This is a genomic window from Collimonas sp. OK242, assembly GCF_900107095.1.
GTDB lineage: Bacteria > Pseudomonadota > Gammaproteobacteria > Burkholderiales > Burkholderiaceae_D > Collimonas.
In genome coordinates this window covers 300,931-317,799 of record NZ_FNOR01000003.1, presented here as the reverse complement: position 1 = coordinate 317,799, position 16,869 = coordinate 300,931, and the positions used below count along the sequence as shown (strand labels likewise).

The 16,869-nt window shown below is 57.6% G+C and carries 16 protein-coding genes; 12 read left to right on the top strand and 4 right to left on the bottom strand.

What is annotated here, in order from left to right; genetic code table 11:
* Positions 1–22: 22 nt before the first annotated feature.
* The 6 genes from BLV81_RS04550 to BLV81_RS04525 all read left to right on the top strand — a co-directional run bounded on the left by BLV81_RS04550 (position 23) and on the right by BLV81_RS04525 (position 5,227).
* Complete coding sequence (locus tag BLV81_RS04550) at positions 23–781, top strand: SIMPL domain-containing protein (protein WP_092352847.1); 759 nt, start codon at positions 23–25, stop codon at positions 779–781.
* 41 nt (positions 782–822) lie between these two features.
* Positions 823–975 carry a hypothetical protein gene (locus BLV81_RS04545; RefSeq protein ID WP_218134247.1) on the top strand — a complete coding sequence of 51 codons (153 nt, stop codon included), beginning with the start codon at positions 823–825 and terminating at the stop codon, positions 973–975.
* A 388-nt stretch (positions 976–1,363) separates the two neighbouring features.
* Positions 1,364–2,008: a phosphatidylserine decarboxylase gene (locus BLV81_RS04540; RefSeq protein WP_092352843.1), complete on the top strand. Its 645-nt coding sequence runs from the start codon at positions 1,364–1,366 to the stop codon at positions 2,006–2,008.
* 63 nt (positions 2,009–2,071) lie between these two features.
* The gene (pssA, locus tag BLV81_RS04535) at positions 2,072–2,944 is read left to right on the top strand and encodes a CDP-diacylglycerol--serine O-phosphatidyltransferase (protein ID WP_092352841.1); all 873 of its coding nucleotides are present in this window, start codon (positions 2,072–2,074) and stop codon (positions 2,942–2,944) included.
* A gap of 119 nt (positions 2,945–3,063) precedes the next feature.
* A complete protein-coding gene (gene lysM / locus BLV81_RS04530; protein WP_092352839.1) occupies positions 3,064–3,543 on the top strand; it encodes a peptidoglycan-binding protein LysM in 480 nt (159 codons plus the stop codon).
* Positions 3,544–3,676: 133 nt separating this feature from the next.
* Positions 3,677–5,227 (top strand): 2-isopropylmalate synthase, encoded by a 1,551-nt coding sequence (locus BLV81_RS04525; protein WP_092352927.1) that lies wholly within the window; start codon positions 3,677–3,679, stop codon positions 5,225–5,227.
* A 414-nt stretch (positions 5,228–5,641) separates the two neighbouring features.
* On the opposite strand, the gene BLV81_RS04515 is transcribed toward BLV81_RS04525, so the two are convergent.
* The gene (locus tag BLV81_RS04515) at positions 5,642–6,331 is read right to left on the bottom strand and encodes a gamma-glutamylcyclotransferase (RefSeq protein WP_092352925.1); all 690 of its coding nucleotides are present in this window, start codon (positions 6,329–6,331) and stop codon (positions 5,642–5,644) included.
* A 92-nt stretch (positions 6,332–6,423) separates the two neighbouring features.
* Positions 6,424–6,738, bottom strand: a complete 315-nt coding sequence (locus BLV81_RS04510; protein WP_092352835.1) for a hypothetical protein — start codon at positions 6,736–6,738, stop codon at positions 6,424–6,426.
* Positions 6,739–6,926: 188 nt separating this feature from the next.
* On the opposite strand from BLV81_RS04510, the gene BLV81_RS04505 reads away from it, so the two are divergent.
* Positions 6,927–8,465, top strand: a complete 1,539-nt coding sequence (locus BLV81_RS04505; protein WP_369823804.1) for an aminotransferase-like domain-containing protein — start codon at positions 6,927–6,929, stop codon at positions 8,463–8,465.
* On the opposite strand, the gene BLV81_RS04500 is transcribed toward BLV81_RS04505, so the two are convergent.
* The gene (locus BLV81_RS04500; RefSeq protein WP_092352831.1) at positions 8,457–9,377 is read right to left on the bottom strand and encodes a sugar kinase; all 921 of its coding nucleotides are present in this window, start codon (positions 9,375–9,377) and stop codon (positions 8,457–8,459) included. The genes BLV81_RS04505 and BLV81_RS04500 overlap by 9 nt on opposite strands.
* Before the next feature lie 20 nt (positions 9,378–9,397).
* Positions 9,398–10,708, bottom strand: coding sequence for an amino acid deaminase (locus BLV81_RS04495; RefSeq protein WP_092352829.1), 1,311 nt, complete (start codon positions 10,706–10,708; stop codon positions 9,398–9,400).
* Between the two features lie 179 nt (positions 10,709–10,887).
* Here BLV81_RS04495 and BLV81_RS04490 point away from each other — a divergent pair, with 179 nt between their 5' ends.
* The 5 genes from BLV81_RS04490 (at position 10,888) to hemN (ending at position 16,847) form a co-directional block, all read left to right on the top strand.
* Positions 10,888–11,769, top strand: coding sequence for a MurR/RpiR family transcriptional regulator (locus BLV81_RS04490; RefSeq protein WP_092352827.1), 882 nt, complete (start codon positions 10,888–10,890; stop codon positions 11,767–11,769).
* Between the two features lies 1 nt (position 11,770).
* Positions 11,771–13,288, top strand: coding sequence for an N-acyl-D-amino-acid deacylase family protein (locus BLV81_RS04485; protein ID WP_092352825.1), 1,518 nt, complete (start codon positions 11,771–11,773; stop codon positions 13,286–13,288).
* 58 nt (positions 13,289–13,346) lie between these two features.
* Positions 13,347–13,730, top strand: coding sequence for a RidA family protein (locus BLV81_RS04480; RefSeq protein WP_014005262.1), 384 nt, complete (start codon positions 13,347–13,349; stop codon positions 13,728–13,730).
* A 133-nt stretch (positions 13,731–13,863) separates the two neighbouring features.
* Entirely contained in the window at positions 13,864–15,216 is a 1,353-nt protein-coding gene (locus BLV81_RS04475) for a GntP family permease (protein WP_092352823.1), read from the top strand.
* 212 nt (positions 15,217–15,428) lie between these two features.
* A complete protein-coding gene (gene hemN / locus BLV81_RS04470; RefSeq protein WP_092352821.1) occupies positions 15,429–16,847 on the top strand; it encodes an oxygen-independent coproporphyrinogen III oxidase in 1,419 nt (472 codons plus the stop codon).
* Positions 16,848–16,869 lie beyond the last annotated feature (22 nt).

The following is a 16,869-nucleotide window of genomic DNA, read 5'->3' as shown; positions in this document are numbered from 1 at the left end:
CATTTTTTTCCTGGAGAAGAATATGTCGCGATCACGCAAACTGATGTTGTCATCATTGTTGGCTGCTACGGGGTTTGCAGCCCATGCTGCGCCGGTGCCGACCAGCGGTACCCTGGTGGTAGTGCCCGCCTACGGCGAAGTCAAACATGCCAATGACCAGGTCAGGGTTATTTTCAACGTCGAAGAGCAAGATAAAGACAAGGCGGCGGCAGCTTCCCGCGTCAATCTGAAGATGAAGCAGGGCACCGATATCCTGAAGCGCCAAGACCCGCAAGCGATCTTGCAAACGCGTGGTTATTACACCTATCCGGTGTATCCGGAAGACCAGCCGCAGCCGCGCGGCAATGCAAACAAGCCGCGTCAGCCAGCCGGCTGGCGCGTCGGCCAGTATCTGGACGCCACCACGACCAATCTGAACAATCTGCCGAAAACGGTAGCAGCGGTGCAAAGCGTGCTGGGTCTCAACGGTTTGCATTTTGGCTTGAGCGACGCCACCAGCAAAAAACTGGATGACCAGAGAATCGCCGCCACCTACCAGAACCTGACCGAGCGGATTGCCTCTATTGCCCATGCAATGGGTCGCAATGTATCGGATGCCGTGATCGATACAGTAGATTTCGAGGGGTCCGGCAACTATGCCCAGGATGCTGCAGCGGCGCCAAAAGCGATGATGATGCGGGCGGCGTCGATGAACGACGCAGTCCAGGTGGAAGAGCCCAGTTTCGAGCCGGGCGAAACCACACTGAACATGCGCGTAGTTGGCAAAGTCCGCTTCAAATGAGCCGCCGCGCCGTCTTTAGCCTTACCGTGGGGGCGGCGTTGATGCTGGCGCTGGCCGGCTGCAAGCCGTCGGCGCCTCCGCCGCAAATTTTCAAAACCCAGACCGATGCGCTAGAAAAGGCAAAAGGGGTCGAGCAACAGCTGCAGCAAACTCAGAATAGGGAAAATGCGGCGGCAGACGAACAGCAGAAGTAAAAGATAGCTGGGGCAATCGCCTCGGCTGTCTTCTTCATATTTGTTATTATATTGAAAATATTTTTCTCAATATATTTATCCAGGTCAATAAAATCGAGCGGAAAGCTTGGTCTTTTTATACAATGCCAAGGCGCTGTTTCTTTCGATGAACATCCAGATCCGCTGATATCATGCAGGCGGTCGCATATCACCGACTTAATCACCGACTTACCCGGGGCTTGTTACCTGGTATTCATTAATCAACAGGCGGCTGACAGAACTGGCTTTGCGCCCCAACAAGCGCCGAGTGAGCGGCGACCGGGCAATAAAGCGGCAGGTTACATTTATTTCCCGCTCGACTAGAATAGCCACGCTTTCAAATTTCCATCATTTATCAAGATAATCCGGAGTGCAGTTGAATAACTATCCCCATCCTATTATTGCCCGCGAGGGTTGGCCCTTTTTGGGCATCGCCTTTGCGGTCGCGCTGCTGGTCACGTCTTTCTCTCTTGCATGGTCGCTGCCATTCTGGATTATTGCATTGTTCGTATTGCAATTTTTTCGCGATCCGGCCCGCGTGATTCCGCAAAATCCGGCTGCAGTACTGTCGCCGGCCGATGGCCGGATCGTGGTGGTTGAAAAGACCATGGATCCCTACGCCAATCGTGAAGCCCTGAAAATCAGCGTATTCATGAACGTATTCAATGTCCACTCGAATCGCGCGCCGGTCGACGGCAAGATTGAGAAAGTGCAGTACTTTCCAGGTAAATTCGTCAATGCCGATCTGGACAAGGCATCGATCGAAAATGAACGCAACGCCCTGGTCATCACTGCCGCCAACGGCCAGACCGTGACCTGCGTCCAGGTAGCCGGCCTGATTGCGCGCCGCATCCTGTGTTACGTCAAGGTGGCTGATGTGCTGGCGCGTGGTCAACGCTACGGCTTTATCCGCTTCGGTTCGCGCGTCGACGTATATCTGCCGTTGACGGCGACACCCAAGGTTGCGGTAGGCGACAAGGTATCCGCCACCGAGACTATCCTGGCCGAATTTTAAGTAGCCGAATTTTAGTCAAGTTTAGCGTTGTTAGCATTTTGAGTCGATTGAAACGGAACTTACATGGCCACATTCAAGCGCCGTAAAGCGAAGAGTAACGGCGCGCAGTTCCCCAAGGCGCTGCGCCCGAACAAGAACACCGAGCGCAACGAGTATCTGGATGACGATGGCGCGCATCCGCCAGTGCGGCGCCGGCGCGGCATTTATCTGCTGCCGAATGCCTTCACCACGGCAGCGCTGTTCTGCGGCTTTTACGCGATCGTGATGGCGATGAACCTGCGCTTCGATCAAGCCTCGATTGCCATCTTCGTGGCCATGGTGCTGGATAGCCTGGATGGCCGCGTGGCACGTCTGACCAATACCCAAAGCGAATTTGGCGCCCAGTACGACAGTTTGTCTGACATGGTGTCGTTTGGCGCTGCGCCGGCGCTGGTGGTGTATGAATGGTCTTTGCGCGGCATGGGTAAATTGGGCTGGCTGGCGGCTTTTGTGTATTGCGCCGGCGGCGCTTTGCGCCTGGCGCGCTTCAACACCAATATCGCGGTGGTCGACAAGCGGTATTTTCAAGGTTTGCCCAGCCCTGCGGCGGCGGCCCTGGTGGCCGGCTTTGTCTGGCTGATGGACGATCTCGGTTTTCGCGGCGCATCCTTAAGCTGGGCGGCATGGGCGATTACCCTGTACGCCGGCCTGACCATGGTCACCAATGTCCCTTTCTACAGCTTTAAAGATATCAATCTGCGCAAGCCGATGCCGTTCATCGCGGCCTTCCTGGTGGTGCTGGCGCTAGTGGCGATTTTCAGCGATCCGTCGAAAGTATTGTTCGGCCTGTTCGTGCTGTACGGCTTGTCGGGCTTCGGCGTGTATTTCTGGCGCTGGTTCAAGGGTGCGCCGGTGAGTATCGTGCAAACGGAACTCGAGCACGACGACAAGGACTAAGACCAAGGTAATGCCTGTGAAATATTAGTAAGGTTAAATGTTGTTAAACCTTGAGTTGCAGGCAGCACGATGGCAAGGCAAGTGGCATCATCCTTTTTCAACTATTACTGGAGAAAAAAATGGGTTTGCTTTCTTTTTTCAAGGACGCCGGCGAAAAGCTGCTGGGACATAAACCAGCGGAAGTTGCCGCGGCCCCAAATGTCGACGAGTTGCAAAACGCAGCGGCAGACGCGATCAAGACCTACGTCGGCACGCAAGGTATCGACACCAGTGGCTTGATGATTGCCTTTGATGCCGCTTCGTCAACGGTTACCGCCAGCGGCGAGGCGCCGGATCAGGCGACCCGCGAAAAAATCATTTTGTGCTGCGGCAACGTCAAAGACGTCGCCGGCGTGAATGACAACCTGACCGTTGCCGAGCCTGCTGATGAATCGCAATGGTATACCGTGGTGAGCGGCGACAATCTGTCGAAGATTTCCAAGCAATACTATGGCGATCCAAATAAATACCAGACGATTTTCGAAGCCAACCAGCCGATGCTGAAAAGCGTGGATCTGATTTATCCGGGCCAGATGCTGCGTATTCCGCCGCTAGCCTGATCAACAGCTGCTGAATATGACCGCCCGGTTTGCCCCGGGCGGTTTTTTTATCACCGTCACTTTGTGATTTTTATACCGGAATCCGTCAAAGTCATTAAAATTGATGGTTTACAAGACCAATCAGGAGCACAGCATGGCCGCCAACCCGCCCGAAAAACTGATCATATTCGACACCACCTTGCGCGACGGCGAACAATCGCCCGGCGCCTCGATGACCAAGGATGAAAAAATCCGCATCGCCAAGCAACTGGAGCGGATGAAAGTGGATGTGATCGAAGCCGGGTTTGCTGCTGCTTCCCCAGGCGATTTCGAGGCGATCAAGGCAATCGCCGGCATCATCAAGGATTCCACCGTCTGTTCCCTGTCACGTGCCAACGACAAGGATATCGCGCGCGCTGCGGAAGCCCTGCAGCCGGCCGAGCGCAAGCGGATTCATACCTTCCTTGCGACCTCGCCCTTGCACATGGAAAAGAAGCTGCGCATGACGCCGGACCAGGTGTTCGAACAAGCCAGGCAGGCGGTGCGGTTTGCCCGCAAATTCACCGATGACGTTGAATTCAGTCCGGAAGATGGCAGCCGCTCCGATATGGATTTCCTGTGCCGGGTGCTGGAAGCTGTGATTGCAGAAGGCGCCACCACCATCAACTTCGCAGACACCGTCGGTTACGGCGTGCCGGAACTATACGGCCAGATGCTGAGGACGCTGCGCGAACGGATTCCGAATTCGGACAAGGCGATCTGGTCGGTTCACTGCCATAACGATCTGGGCTTGGCGGTGGCCAATTCGCTGGCGGGCGTCATGATAGGCGGTGCGCGCCAGGTCGAATGCACCATTAACGGCCTGGGCGAACGGGCCGGCAATACCGCCTTGGAAGAAATCGTCATGGCGGTCAAGACCCGGCGCGATTACTTCAATCTGGATATCGGCATAGACACTACGCAAATCGTGCCGGCTTCCAAGCTGGTGTCGCAAATCACCGGTTTTGCGGTGCAGCCGAATAAATCGGTGGTTGGCGCCAATGCCTTTGCGCATGCTTCGGGGATCCATCAGGATGGCGTGCTGAAGGCGCGCGATACCTATGAAATCATGCGGGCTGAAGATGTGGGCTGGAGCGCCAACAAAATCGTGCTGGGTAAATTGTCCGGGCGTAATGCGTTCAAGCAGCGGCTGGAACAGCTTGGCATTGCGCTGGAATCGGAGACGGAAGTTAACGCTGCCTTTGCGCGTTTCAAGGAATTGGCTGATCGTAAGTCGGAGATTTTCGACGAGGATATTATTGCTCTGGTGTCTGATGAGCAGCAGTCGCATGGCAAGGAATACTATCGGTTTGTGTCGTTGTCGCAGCATTCGGAGACGGGTGAAAAACCTAGCGCCAAGGTGGTGTTTTCGATAGACGATAAGGAGTCTAGCTGCGAGGCTGAGGGTAACGGGCCGGTGGATGCTATCGTCAATGCGATCGAAACGAAAGTTGCCAGCGGCGCGGAGCTGTTGCTGTTTTCGGTGAACGCGATTACTACTGGTACGCAATCGCAGGGTGAGGTAACGATGCGTTTGTCGAAGGCCGGCCGTATCGTCAATGGCGTCGGCGCCGATCTGGATATCGTGGTCGCTTCGGCCAAAGCCTATCTATCGGCCCTCAACAAATTGCATTCCAAGTCCGAAAAGCTGAACCCACAGCTATAGCAGTTAAATGGGGTCAGAGTTTTTTTTCGCAGCCTTTTGCGAAAATTACTCTGACCCCATTTAACGGCCCACGGAGTAAATATCGTTGCATGCGACGAGGTTTCATCGGCACTTAAAACGGTAACTACTCCGTGGATGCATGCCGGGGGTAGCCCGGCGGCTACTTACTTTCTTTGCTTCGCCAAAGAAAGTAAGCAAAGAAAGGCGACCGCAAAGCCGTTGCCTTCCCTTCGGTCAGGTCCCCAAATGTGGCGCGTATCAGTCGGGTGGGGAAACCAACTCGCTACGCTCAAACATGTTCCCCCACAATTCCCGACTGACACGCGCCACATTTGGCAACGTCTCAATGCGGAATTCACATCAAAAGCAGCTGCAACGTCAACAGCAACGACAACTTCAAAAGCCACAGCTTCGCTATTTTTTACCCGCCGGCTGACCTTGACCCGACTCCAGCTGCGCCCACAGCCGCGCCAGGTAAGGATCCCGAAACCCTTCCTTCAGTAACCCTTCCAAGGTATGCCGCAAATAATCCTTGGCCGGCCCATACAGTCCGACTGCATCACGCAGATGCGAAACCACCGTCAGGTCCGGCAAACGGCCTGTATAGCTCTCATGCTGCCGATTCATGACAAACGCCAGCGCTTTGACCCGCGGGCCGTTCTTGCCTTTGAGCTGCATTGGCAGCCAGCGCGGCAGATAAGCGCCGGTCAGCATTTCGCGGCGCCATAACATTTTCAATTCCGTTTCGATGCAGATGGCGGGGATGCGGAAGGCGATGCCCTGGCAGCAGCCGCCGCGGTCTAACCCCAGCACCAGGCCGGGGTTGTCCCAGGTGCCGCGATTGATGCGCGAATACAGGTAGAAGCCGCGGTGGTAGCCGTACAGTTTGGCAGGTGCGCGCTCGCTATGTTCTACCATCGGGTTCCAGATCAGCGAACCGTAGCCGAACAGCCAGACATCGCCATTCGGGTCCGGTAGCGCGGCCAGTGCCGCGCGCCACGAAGCTTCCAGCGCTGCTTCGGATAGCAGGGCGGAAGCAATCGGTGTGTTGTCCAGGATCGTCCGCAGGCGGTCCTGTTCAAGATCTTCGCGCGTGATACTCATGGCTACAGAATAAGCCAGATCGGCGGCCGCTAACAAGTGCTTTGCCAAACTGCAGGTGTGGTCTGTGGTTTAACGGCAATGCATGTAATGCATCATTCTTTCAGTGCAACCAGAGTATGTGCCCGCTGCCACCAGCGCCGCCATAAAGGAGTCGCCGGTATGCCGCTGCTGACGACTGCCGTGCCGGGGCCGGTGGCGCTTGCCTCCAGTCGAACCCAGCCACTGCGCTGCACCACATGGCACTCGCCGTCGCCGATCACAAAACGCGTGTCGGCAAGCGCGCCGCCTTCGCAGACAAGAAGGCGGCCTTGCAGCGCTAAGATAGTCGTGCCGCGTGCCGCATAAAACATGCTGGTTTGAGCACGGCCTAGCCGGATCCGTGAGGTGCTTTCATGAATGAGTTGCATGGCGGTTTCCGTGATGAGAGAGAGGGCTCTAGCCTAAGCGCCCGCCGCTTGCCGAAACAGGCACAGCTGTTGCCCATCTGTAGCGTAACAGCCGGGGTTTGCCTTATCTGTTATCGTCCTGTATCCGCGACTCTGTATCTGTTACGTTGCACTGAAATGCGGCACACTTCGATCATCCAATGCCCGTTATGAGCAAGCCTCTTTTGTCACTGTCCCAGCCCCGATCCCAACCGAAGCCGCCAACACAGCAGTTGCTGTACCGGCGCCTGGCTGAACACTATCTGGACGCCATCCAGGCGCTTACCTTGCGGCCAGGCGATCGCATGCCATCGGTACGCGATCTGATGCGGCAGCATCAGGTCAGCCTGTCGACGGCATTGCAAACACTGCGTCACCTGGAGCAGGAGGGCTGGCTGGAAGCGCGTCCGCGTTCGGGCTATTTCGTGCGGCAGGCGCGGCGGCTGGCGCAGCCGGAAGAGCTTAATCTGTCGAGCGCGCCGGCCCTGATGTCGGCGCAGTACGCCGGGATCCACGAACGGGTCTCGGAAATCATCGCGCAGGGACGCAGCAATAAGGTCACGCTCGACCTCAGCAGCGCCAGCTGCGCGCCGCAACTGTATGCAGTGGAAGCGTTGAAGAATGCTGCCATCCGGACCCTGCGCCAGCGGCCTGAGGTGTTGACCGGCATGATGTCGCATAGCGGCAATCCGGCGTTTCGACAGGTGTTGGCCAAGCGCAGTCTCGCGATCGGCATCAAGATCGCACCGGAGCAGGTGATCGTCACCCATGGCTGTATCGAGGCGATCAACCTGGCTCTGCGCGCCGTTGCGCAGGCAGGCGACACCATCGCGGTCGAGTCGCCGACTTATTACGGCTTGCTGCAGGTGCTGGAAAGCCTGGGCATGCGCGCGCTCGAAATCCCGACCAGCCAGCGCACCGGCATCTCGCTTGAGGCGTTGGAGCTGGCGCTGCAGACCTACGACAATATCAAGGCAGTAGTGGCGGTGCCGAACCTGCAGAATCCCTTGGGCAGCATCATGCCGGATGCGCACAAGGTGCGGCTAGTGGCGCTATGCGAGCAGCATGGCATGGCCTTGATCGAGGACGATTCGTATGGCGACCTGGTGCCGGAAGGGACCTCGTCGACCGCATTAAAAGCCTGGGATCGCAGCGGCAACGTGATTTACTGCGCCTCGCTCAACAAAGTGCTGGCGCCAGGCATGCGCCTGGGCTGGATGGTTGGCGGCCGCTGGCAGGCCAGGATTGAAATGCTCAAGTTTGCCCATACCCGTGCGAATGAAGAATGGGCGCAGATTACGGCGGCGGATTTTATGGCCTCGACGGCTTATGATCGCCATTTACGGCGTTTGCGTGAAGCGCTGCGGATACAGCGCGCGCGCAGCGCCGATGCGATCGCCATGCATTTTCCAGCCGGTACCCGCCTCAACCTTCCGGACGGCGGCGCCTTGCTGTGGGTGGAACTGCCGCAGCAACTCTCATCCAGAAAAGTGTTCGAGGCGGCGCTACGGGAAGGTATCCGGCTTGCTCCCGGGTTGATATTTTCCAATTCCAGGCGCTTCGATCATTTTCTGCGGCTGTGCTGCGGCCAGCCGTTTTCGCCGCAGATCGAGCAGGGCATAAAACGGCTGGGGGAAATCGTCGCAGAGTTGCTGCCAGAATCACAGCCCAAACCACAGTCCAAAACGCAGCAGAGAAAATTACCTTGAGCTCAATATCTCTTCCACTTGCGCCGCGCGCGGAATCGGCGCCACCGCGCCGTAGCCGGTGGTCGACAAAGCGGCGCAGACATTGGCGTAGCGGGCGGCGCGGAATGGATCGTCACCGGCTACCAGGCGGGCAATGAAGGCGCCGCCAAAGCAATCGCCGGCGCCGGTGGCGTCGACCGCTTCGACGCCGTAAGCCGGCACCAGGCGGCGTTCGCTGGCGGTGGCGACATAACAGCCTTCGGCGCCAAGCTTGAAGGCGATCAGGCCGATACCGTAGGACAGCAGCGTATCGACAATCGCGTCGCGGTCGTCGAGGCCGGTGAGGGCGCTGACATCGTCCCAGCTGGGCAGGCAGATGTCGCACAGCGCAAACGCCGCACGCATTTTTTCGCGAGCGCGTTCCAAGGGCCACAGTTTCAGCCGCAGGTTGGTATCGAGCGAGGTACGCACGCCATGCTTGCGTGCATGCGCCATCGCTGCCAGGCCGGCATCGCAGGCGGATGCGCTGATCGCCAGGCTGATGCCTGACAGATGCAGCATCTTGGCGCCGGCGATCGCTGCCAGCGGCAGCTGCGCGCTGGTGTAGCGGCTGGCGGCAGAGCCGGCGCGCAGATAGTCAAAATGATGGCCGTCCCGGTCATGCGAAACAAAATACACGCCGGTAGCTGCTTGCGGATCGCTCGCCACATGGCTCGCATCGACCTGTTCCGCCAGCCACAGATCACGCAGCTTCTGGCCGAAATGGTCGTTGCCGAGGGCGCTGACATAACCGCTACGCGCACCCTGGCGGGCTGCGGCGATACAGAAATTCGAGGTGTCACCGCCAAAGCCTTGCAGATACATGCGTGCATCATGGAGCCGCTGGTTGAACTCCACCATTGCTTCGCCATAAGCCAGGATATCTATAGTCATCGCTTGTGCCGAGATAAAAATTAAAAGAAGGTCTGGATCACGTCCACCACTTGATGTTGCGCATCGACGACCGCAATCTGACGCCATTTATCGAAAGTCAGGCAGGGATGCGAGATGTCGAAGCCAATCATGTCGCCGACCTTGATGTCGTCGCCCTCGGTGATTTGCAGATACGCATGCTGGTCCATCATGCCGGTTACCTGCCAGTGGGCGGGCGTGGCTTTTGGCGTGGTGGCGCCGGTACCGGGGCGATAGTGCAGTGCTGGCGTAGGCAGGCCGGCGTCGAACGCCGCGTCGCGCTTGCCGAGCGCCACGATGGCTTTGCCGGTTTCCGGGATCGATTGCACGTAAGCCCACAACTGAAGGGCCGGCAGCAACTCGGTGCGCATTTTGCGGGCGATAGGATTGCGCGTCTGGATCTGCGCCTGCGCCGCGCGATAGATGCCGACATCGTGCGTCAGATAGCAACCGGGGCGTAGCACTATATCCAAGGGCAGGCCGATCTTGGTCTTGGCGAATTCTTCGGCGACCACGTCATACCATGCCGAACCGGCGCCGGTCAGTATCACCGGCCGCGCTGCGCTGCCTTCGGTACATGCCGCAAAGCGGCCATCCCTGGCCAGCTGCCTGGTGCAGGCTACCGCGTGCTGCAAAAAGCTGCGGATATCGGCTTCTTCTTTCAATACGCCTTCATAGACTTCAACTCCGGCCAGCACGATATGCTCCGGCCAGCGCGCAATCGCATCCAGCACGGCGGCTTGCTGCTGCGCATTGCGGATGCCGGTGCGGCCGCCGTCGGCGCCCAGTTCCAGCAATACATGCAGCTTTTGTTTGCGGGCCTGGAAGAACGCGCCTAGCTGATCGACGCCATCGGCCGAATCGACCAGGCAGCAGAATTCAAAGGAGGGGTCGGCCAGCAAATCGGAAATGATCGCCATGTTCTGCTTGCCGACCAGCTGATTCGCCATGATCACACGTCGCACGCCGTGCTGATAGGCGACCCGGGTCTGGTGTGCGGTAGCCAGGGTGATGCCCCATGCGCCGCCGGCCAGCTGGCGCGCAAACAGCTTCGGCGCCATCGTGGTTTTACCATGCGGAGCCAGTTTGACGCCGTATTCGCTGACGAATTGCTGCATCCATTGCAAATTATGCGTCATGCGCTCTTCGGAAAGCACGGCGCTAGGCAGGCTCAGGTCTTCCCGCAGCAGATTCCAGTTGCGCGCCTTGACCTCGGCAGCAGGCAATGCTTGTTGAAATGCCCCTAAACCCTTGTTCAAAGGGTCGATAGTCGGGTTCTCGTAATTGCTGTGATAGTTAATAACATTGCTCATCGGGTCTCCTCCTTCAGAATTCATTTGACGTAATCATATCCTTGAATTTACTATATTAAAAGTATGTTACAAAGTAACATGAAATTTTGTCCTGCTGCGCCTGCGGCAGAGTCCGTTGCGGCGCTCTGCCTGTCCTAGATTCCGTTTTGCTGCTTAATTTACGACGCATCTGACAACACATGCCTCACCCATTCGATATTGTGTCGCGCATCGCCGAACGTAGCGCTCAGTTGCGCCTGGCGGAGCAGAAGGTAGCCCAGGCGATCCTGGGCGATTTGCCGTTTGCCGCCAGCGCCAGCATCCAGACCCTGGCGAAACAAGCCAGCGTCAGCGAAGCCAGCGTCACCCGTTTTGCCAAAGCCATCGGTTGCCGCGATGTGCGCGAATTGAAGATGCGTCTGGCCCAGGCGGCCGCCATCGGACAGCGGTTTTTGCGGGTCGAGAGCTCTGTTGTTGAAAATCAGCTCCCGCAAATCGTCGACATCGTGTATGCCGATATCCACAAAGCGCTGGAGGTCAATCGCAGCCTGCTGAACCAGGATACCTTGCTGCAAGCGGCGCGGGCGCTGCTGCAGGCACGCATGATCTATGCCTTTGGCATGGGGGGCGGCTCGACTATGCTATCCGATGAGGCGCGCTATCGCTTGGTGCGCCTGGGGCGCCCGGTAGCCACCTATCACGACGCCATGCTGCAAAAAATGGTAGCCGCAACGCTCGACAAGGACGACGTCGTGCTGGCCCTGTCAACCACCGGCAATGTGCCTGAACTCAACGCCAGTTGCGCCATCGCCAAGGAATACGGCGTGCGGCTGGTGGCGATCACCGCCCTGGGTTCGCCGTTGGCCGCGATGGCCGACGTGCTGTTGCCGCTGAAGTCGCTGGAAACCGATTTTATTTTCAAGCCGTCGTCGTCGCGCTACGCCATGATGATGGCGCTGGACGTGCTGATGACCGAGTTGGCATTGCTGCAAAAAGATCGTAGCCAGGAGTTGCTGCGACGCCTGAAATTCACACTGGATACACATCGCGGCGGCGGCAATCGCGAGCCGTTGGGAGATTGAGATGAGCACCGGATCAAATACGCCATTGTCAAATGCAGCGGCCGCGCCAAGTTGCGATACGCTGATTCGTAACGTATCGGTGATCGACGGCAGCGGCGAGCCTGCGTTCGTGGCCGACGTCGCCTTGGCCGGCGGCCGTATCCTCCATATCGAGCCGCGCAATGGCGCCAATCCCGGCAAGTCCTCGGGCTGGCAGGCGACGCAGGTGATCGACGGCAGCGGCAAGGTCCTGAGCCCCGGTTTCATCGATGTCCATACGCACGACGACACCAACGTGATCCGCACGCCGAACATGTTGCCCAAGCTGTCGCAGGGCGTCACCACTGTGATTGTCGGCAATTGCGGCATCAGCGCGGCGCCGGTCAGCCTCAAGGCGGAGCCGCCGGATCCGATGAATCTGCTGGGCGAGGCGAGCGCCTTCAGCTATCCGACGTTTGCTTCCTATGTCGATGCGGTGACCCAGGCTCAACCGTCCATCAACGTGGCGGCGCTGATCGGTCATACAGCCTTGCGCAGCAACCAGATGGACCGGCTCGATCGCGCCGCCACCGAAACTGAAATCGCCGCCATGTGCGTGCAGTTGCGCGAAGCACTGGCGCACGGCGCACTCGGACTCAGCACCGGCCTGGCTTACGGCAACGCGATCAATGCGCCGACCGCCGAGGTGCTGGCATTGGCAGAACCGCTGGCCGAGGCCGGCGCCATCTACGCCACCCATTTGCGCAGCGAGTTCGCCGACATCCTGGAAGCCATGGATGAAGCTTTCCGTATCGGCAAACATGCCCGGGTGCCGGTGGTGATTTCGCATCTTAAATGCGCCGGCGTTGAAAACTGGGGCCGCAGCGGCGAAGTGCTGGAAGCGCTGGAGCAGGCGCAGCGTTACCAACCGGTCGGCTGCGACTGTTATCCCTACACCGCCAGCTCATCCACCCTGGATTTGAAACAGGTGACCGACACCATCGACATCATGGTGACCTGGTCGGAACCGGAGCCGGCCATGGGCGGCAAGCTGCTGGCAGAGATCGCCGCCGAATGGCGGGTCGACCTGATGGCGGCGGCGCATCGTTTGCAGCCGGCCGGCGCGGTCTATCACTGCATGCAGGACGACGATGTCAACCGCATCCTGAGCCACCCGGCCAGTGTGGTCGGCTCGGATGGCTTGCCTAACGATCCGTTGCCGCATCCGCGTCTTTGGGGAGCGTTTCCGCGGGTGCTGGGTTACTACAGCCGCGAACAAAAGTTGTTTCCGCTGAGCGTGGCGATCCGCAAGATGACAGGTTTGTCGGCCGAACGCTTCGGCCTGGCTGAACGCGGCCTGGTGCGCGAAGGTTATTGGGCCGACCTGGTGTTGTTCGACCCGGAAACCGTACGCGATGCTGCAACATTCTCTGATCCGATGCAGCCGGCCGAAGGAATCGATGCGGTATGGGTGAATGGTGTCTTGTCTTACCTGGGCGGCGCGCAAAAAGCCCCGACCGAGTCGCGGGCAGGACGTTTCCTGGCGCGGCAAGCGGGATGAGCGTGGTACCTCGCAAGTTGAATTTTTGTTGAGTTTTATTTTTTATTGAGGAGTAGCGATGACTATCAAACGATATGGTGTTGAAGGCGGTTCCGGAACCGGCGGCCAGCATTTGCCATTCGCGCGTGCGGTCGAAGCCGACGGCTGGCTGTACGTTTCCGGCCAGGTGGCGATGGTGGACGGCGAAGTGATCGATGGCGGCATCGTCGCACAATCGCACAAGACCATCCAGAACGTACTGGCGATCCTGAAAGAAGCCGGCTACGGTCCGGAACACGTGGTACGTTGCGGTGTCTGGCTTGATGATACCCGCGATTTTCAATCGTTCAACCGGGTTTTCAAAGAGTATTTCGGCGCCAATCCGCCTGCCCGCGCTTGCGTGCAATCGAGCATGGTAGTCGATTGCAAGGTGGAAGTGGATTGCATCGCATATAAAAAATAATCCGCTGCAGCTTGGCGGAGTTTACTGACAACTAGTAGCTAATAGTTGCAAAATGGCGCCGTTATGGGTTCGTGCGCTTAGGCAGTGGGTATCTGGCGGTGTCAAAAAATAAATCGGACTTTAGGAGGATTTGATGGAGATGGTTCAAGGAAATATGTTGCTGCTCTATGCGGTGATTGCAGTGCTCGCACTGATAGTGCTGATCGCCAAGTTCAAGATGAATCCGTTCATCGTGCTGATCGTGGTATCGGTGATCCTGGGTTTGGTGGTCGGCATGCCGATGGGAGCCATTGTCAAATCTTATGAGACTGGGGTCGGCGGCGCTTTGGGACATATCGCGCTGGTGGTCGGGCTGGGTACCATGTTCGGCAAGATGATGGCCGAATCCGGCGGCGCAGAACGCGTTGCCAACACGCTCATCGGTGTGTTCGGCCCCAAGCGCGTGCACTGGGCGATGATGGTGGTGGCCCTGATTGTCGGCTTGCCGGTGTTCTTTGAAGTCGGTTTCGTGCTGTTGATTCCGATTGCATTCAACGTCGCCAAGCGTACCGGGACTTCGATGATCATGGTCGGGATCCCGATGGTTGCCGGCCTGTCGGTCGTGCATGGTTTGATTCCGCCGCATCCGGCAGCGCTGTTCGCCGTGACGGCCTACAACGCAGATATCGGCCGCACCATCATGTACGCGCTGATCGTCGGTATTCCTACTGCGATTATTGCCGGTCCGCTGTTTGCCAAGCTGATCAGCCGCTTCGTCGTGCCTAATCCTGACAATCCCTTGATCGCGCAATTTGTCGAAGAAGACAAAGGCCGTGATTTGCCTGGTTTCGGCATCACCATTTGCACCATCTTGTTGCCGGTAGCGCTGATGCTGATCGGCAGCTGGGCCGACCTGTTCTTCACGCCAAAGACCTTCGCCAACGATTTCCTGCGCCTGATGGGTAATTCCGTCATCGCATTGTTGATTGCGACATTGGTAAGTTTTTATACTTTCGGCAAGGCACGCGGTTTTAATCGTGAAGCCATTCTCAAATTCACTACGGAATGTCTGGCGCCTATCGCCGGCATCACGCTGATCGTTGGCGCCGGCGCCGGTTTCGGCCGGATCCTGATCGACGGCGGCGTTTCCAAGGCAATTGTCGAACTGGCCAACAACGCCCATTTGTCGCCTTTGCTGCTGGGCTGGTTTGTGGCCGCGCTGATTCGGGTTGCCACCGGTTCGGCGACGGTCGCAATGACCACTGCCTGCGGTATCGTCGCGCCGATCGTCACCGCTGCCGGCGTAACTGTCCGGCCGGAACTGATGGTGCTGGCAACCGGCGCCGGTTCGCTGATCCTGTCGCACGTCAATGACGGCGGCTTCTGGCTGGTCAAGGAGTACTTCAACATGACAGTGACCGAGACTTTCAAGACCTGGACTGTCGCTGAAACCATCATTTCGGTGGTGGCGTTGTTGCTGACCTTGGGTTTGGCAACAGTCATTTAAGTTGCCAGCGGGCAGGCTAAATTGCGCTGGCAGGCAAGCGCCGGGCTCTCGGAGCCTTGAAAGAAAATAGTAGAAACCAAACGGCCCCGGATTAGTCCGTGGCCGTTTTTTTTGATCTATGTCAAGGCGATTGCCATCTGCGCAAGATATGCTGCAGCCGGTAGATGTCATCAATCCCACGTATTGATGCATTCAATTGCCGGAGTGTGTACATGTTAAATTCCAGAGGATCGTCGCCCACGGTTGGCGCGGTCAGTTATGACGCATCCTTGCTGCGCAAGCTGAATCAACTCGGGCCGCGTTATACGTCTTATCCCACCGCAGACAGGTTTTCAGAAGATTTTGGCGTCGAAGATTATTTACGGGCAGTTACCAACCGGCGCGAAATGGGTGCGCGCCATGCCTTGTCGTTGTATGTGCACATCCCGTTTTGCGACACGATTTGCTACTACTGCGCCTGCAATAAAGTAGTCAGCAAGAATCTCGGCAAGGCGGCGCTTTACCTGACGTACCTGAAACGCGAAATTTCGATGCAGTCAGTCTTGTTTCAAGGCATGAACCAGGTCGAACAACTGCATTTCGGCGGCGGTACGCCGACTTTCCTGTCGGATCTGCAGATGACAGATCTGCTGGAACATCTGCATGCGAGTTTTCAGTTCGCGCCAGACGGGCAGGGCGAATACTCGATAGAGGTCGATCCGCGCACAGTTACGCCGAAACGTATCGTCGCATTGCGGCAGCAGGGCTTCAATCGCCTTAGCCTCGGGGTGCAGGATTTTGATCCTGCGGTGCAGAAAGCCGTTAACCGGATCCAGCCCGAGGAAGATACGCTCAGGATCATCGATGCCGCACGTTATGCCGGCTATCGCTCAGTCAGCATAGACTTGATTTACGGCTTGCCGAAGCAGAACGTGATATCGATGGCGCAAACGCTGAACAAGGTAATCGCAGCTGCGCCGGATCGGATTGCCATCTACAGCTATGCGCATATGCCGCACATATTCAAGCCGCAACGCCGCATCGCAGATGCCGATTTGCCGACGCCGGAAGCCAAGATCGACATGCTGTTCCTCTGTATCAGGCGGCTGACCAACGCCGGTTACGTGTACATCGGCATGGACCATTTCGCCAAGCCCGACGACGACTTGGCGATCGCCCAGCGGCAAGGGCGCTTGCATCGCAATTTCCAAGGTTATTCAACCCATGCGGAGGCCGATCTGGTGTCATGCGGCGTGTCCGCAATCAGCGCCGTCGGCGCCAGCTACAGCCAGAACGAGAAAACGCTGGATGCCTATTACCAGCGTCTCGACCAGGGGATCTTGCCCATCGCACGCGGCGTCAAGCTGAGCATGGATGATTTGCTGCGACGACTGATCATTCAGCGCCTGATGTGCGATTTTGAATTGTCGCTGGTATCGATCGAGATCGCCCATCCGATCAAATTCTCCGAATACTTTGCGGCTGAGCTGACGCAGCTGGAATTGCTGGCGGCGGACGGCTTGCTCAAGCTGGATGACGAATGGATCACCGTAACCATGAAAGGGCGTTTGCTGATCCGTAATATTTGCATGGTGTTCGATCGTTATCTGGCTTTGGGGAAAAGTCCGTTGCGTTATTCGAAAACCATTTAAGCAGGCGCCCTGGGCATGAGGT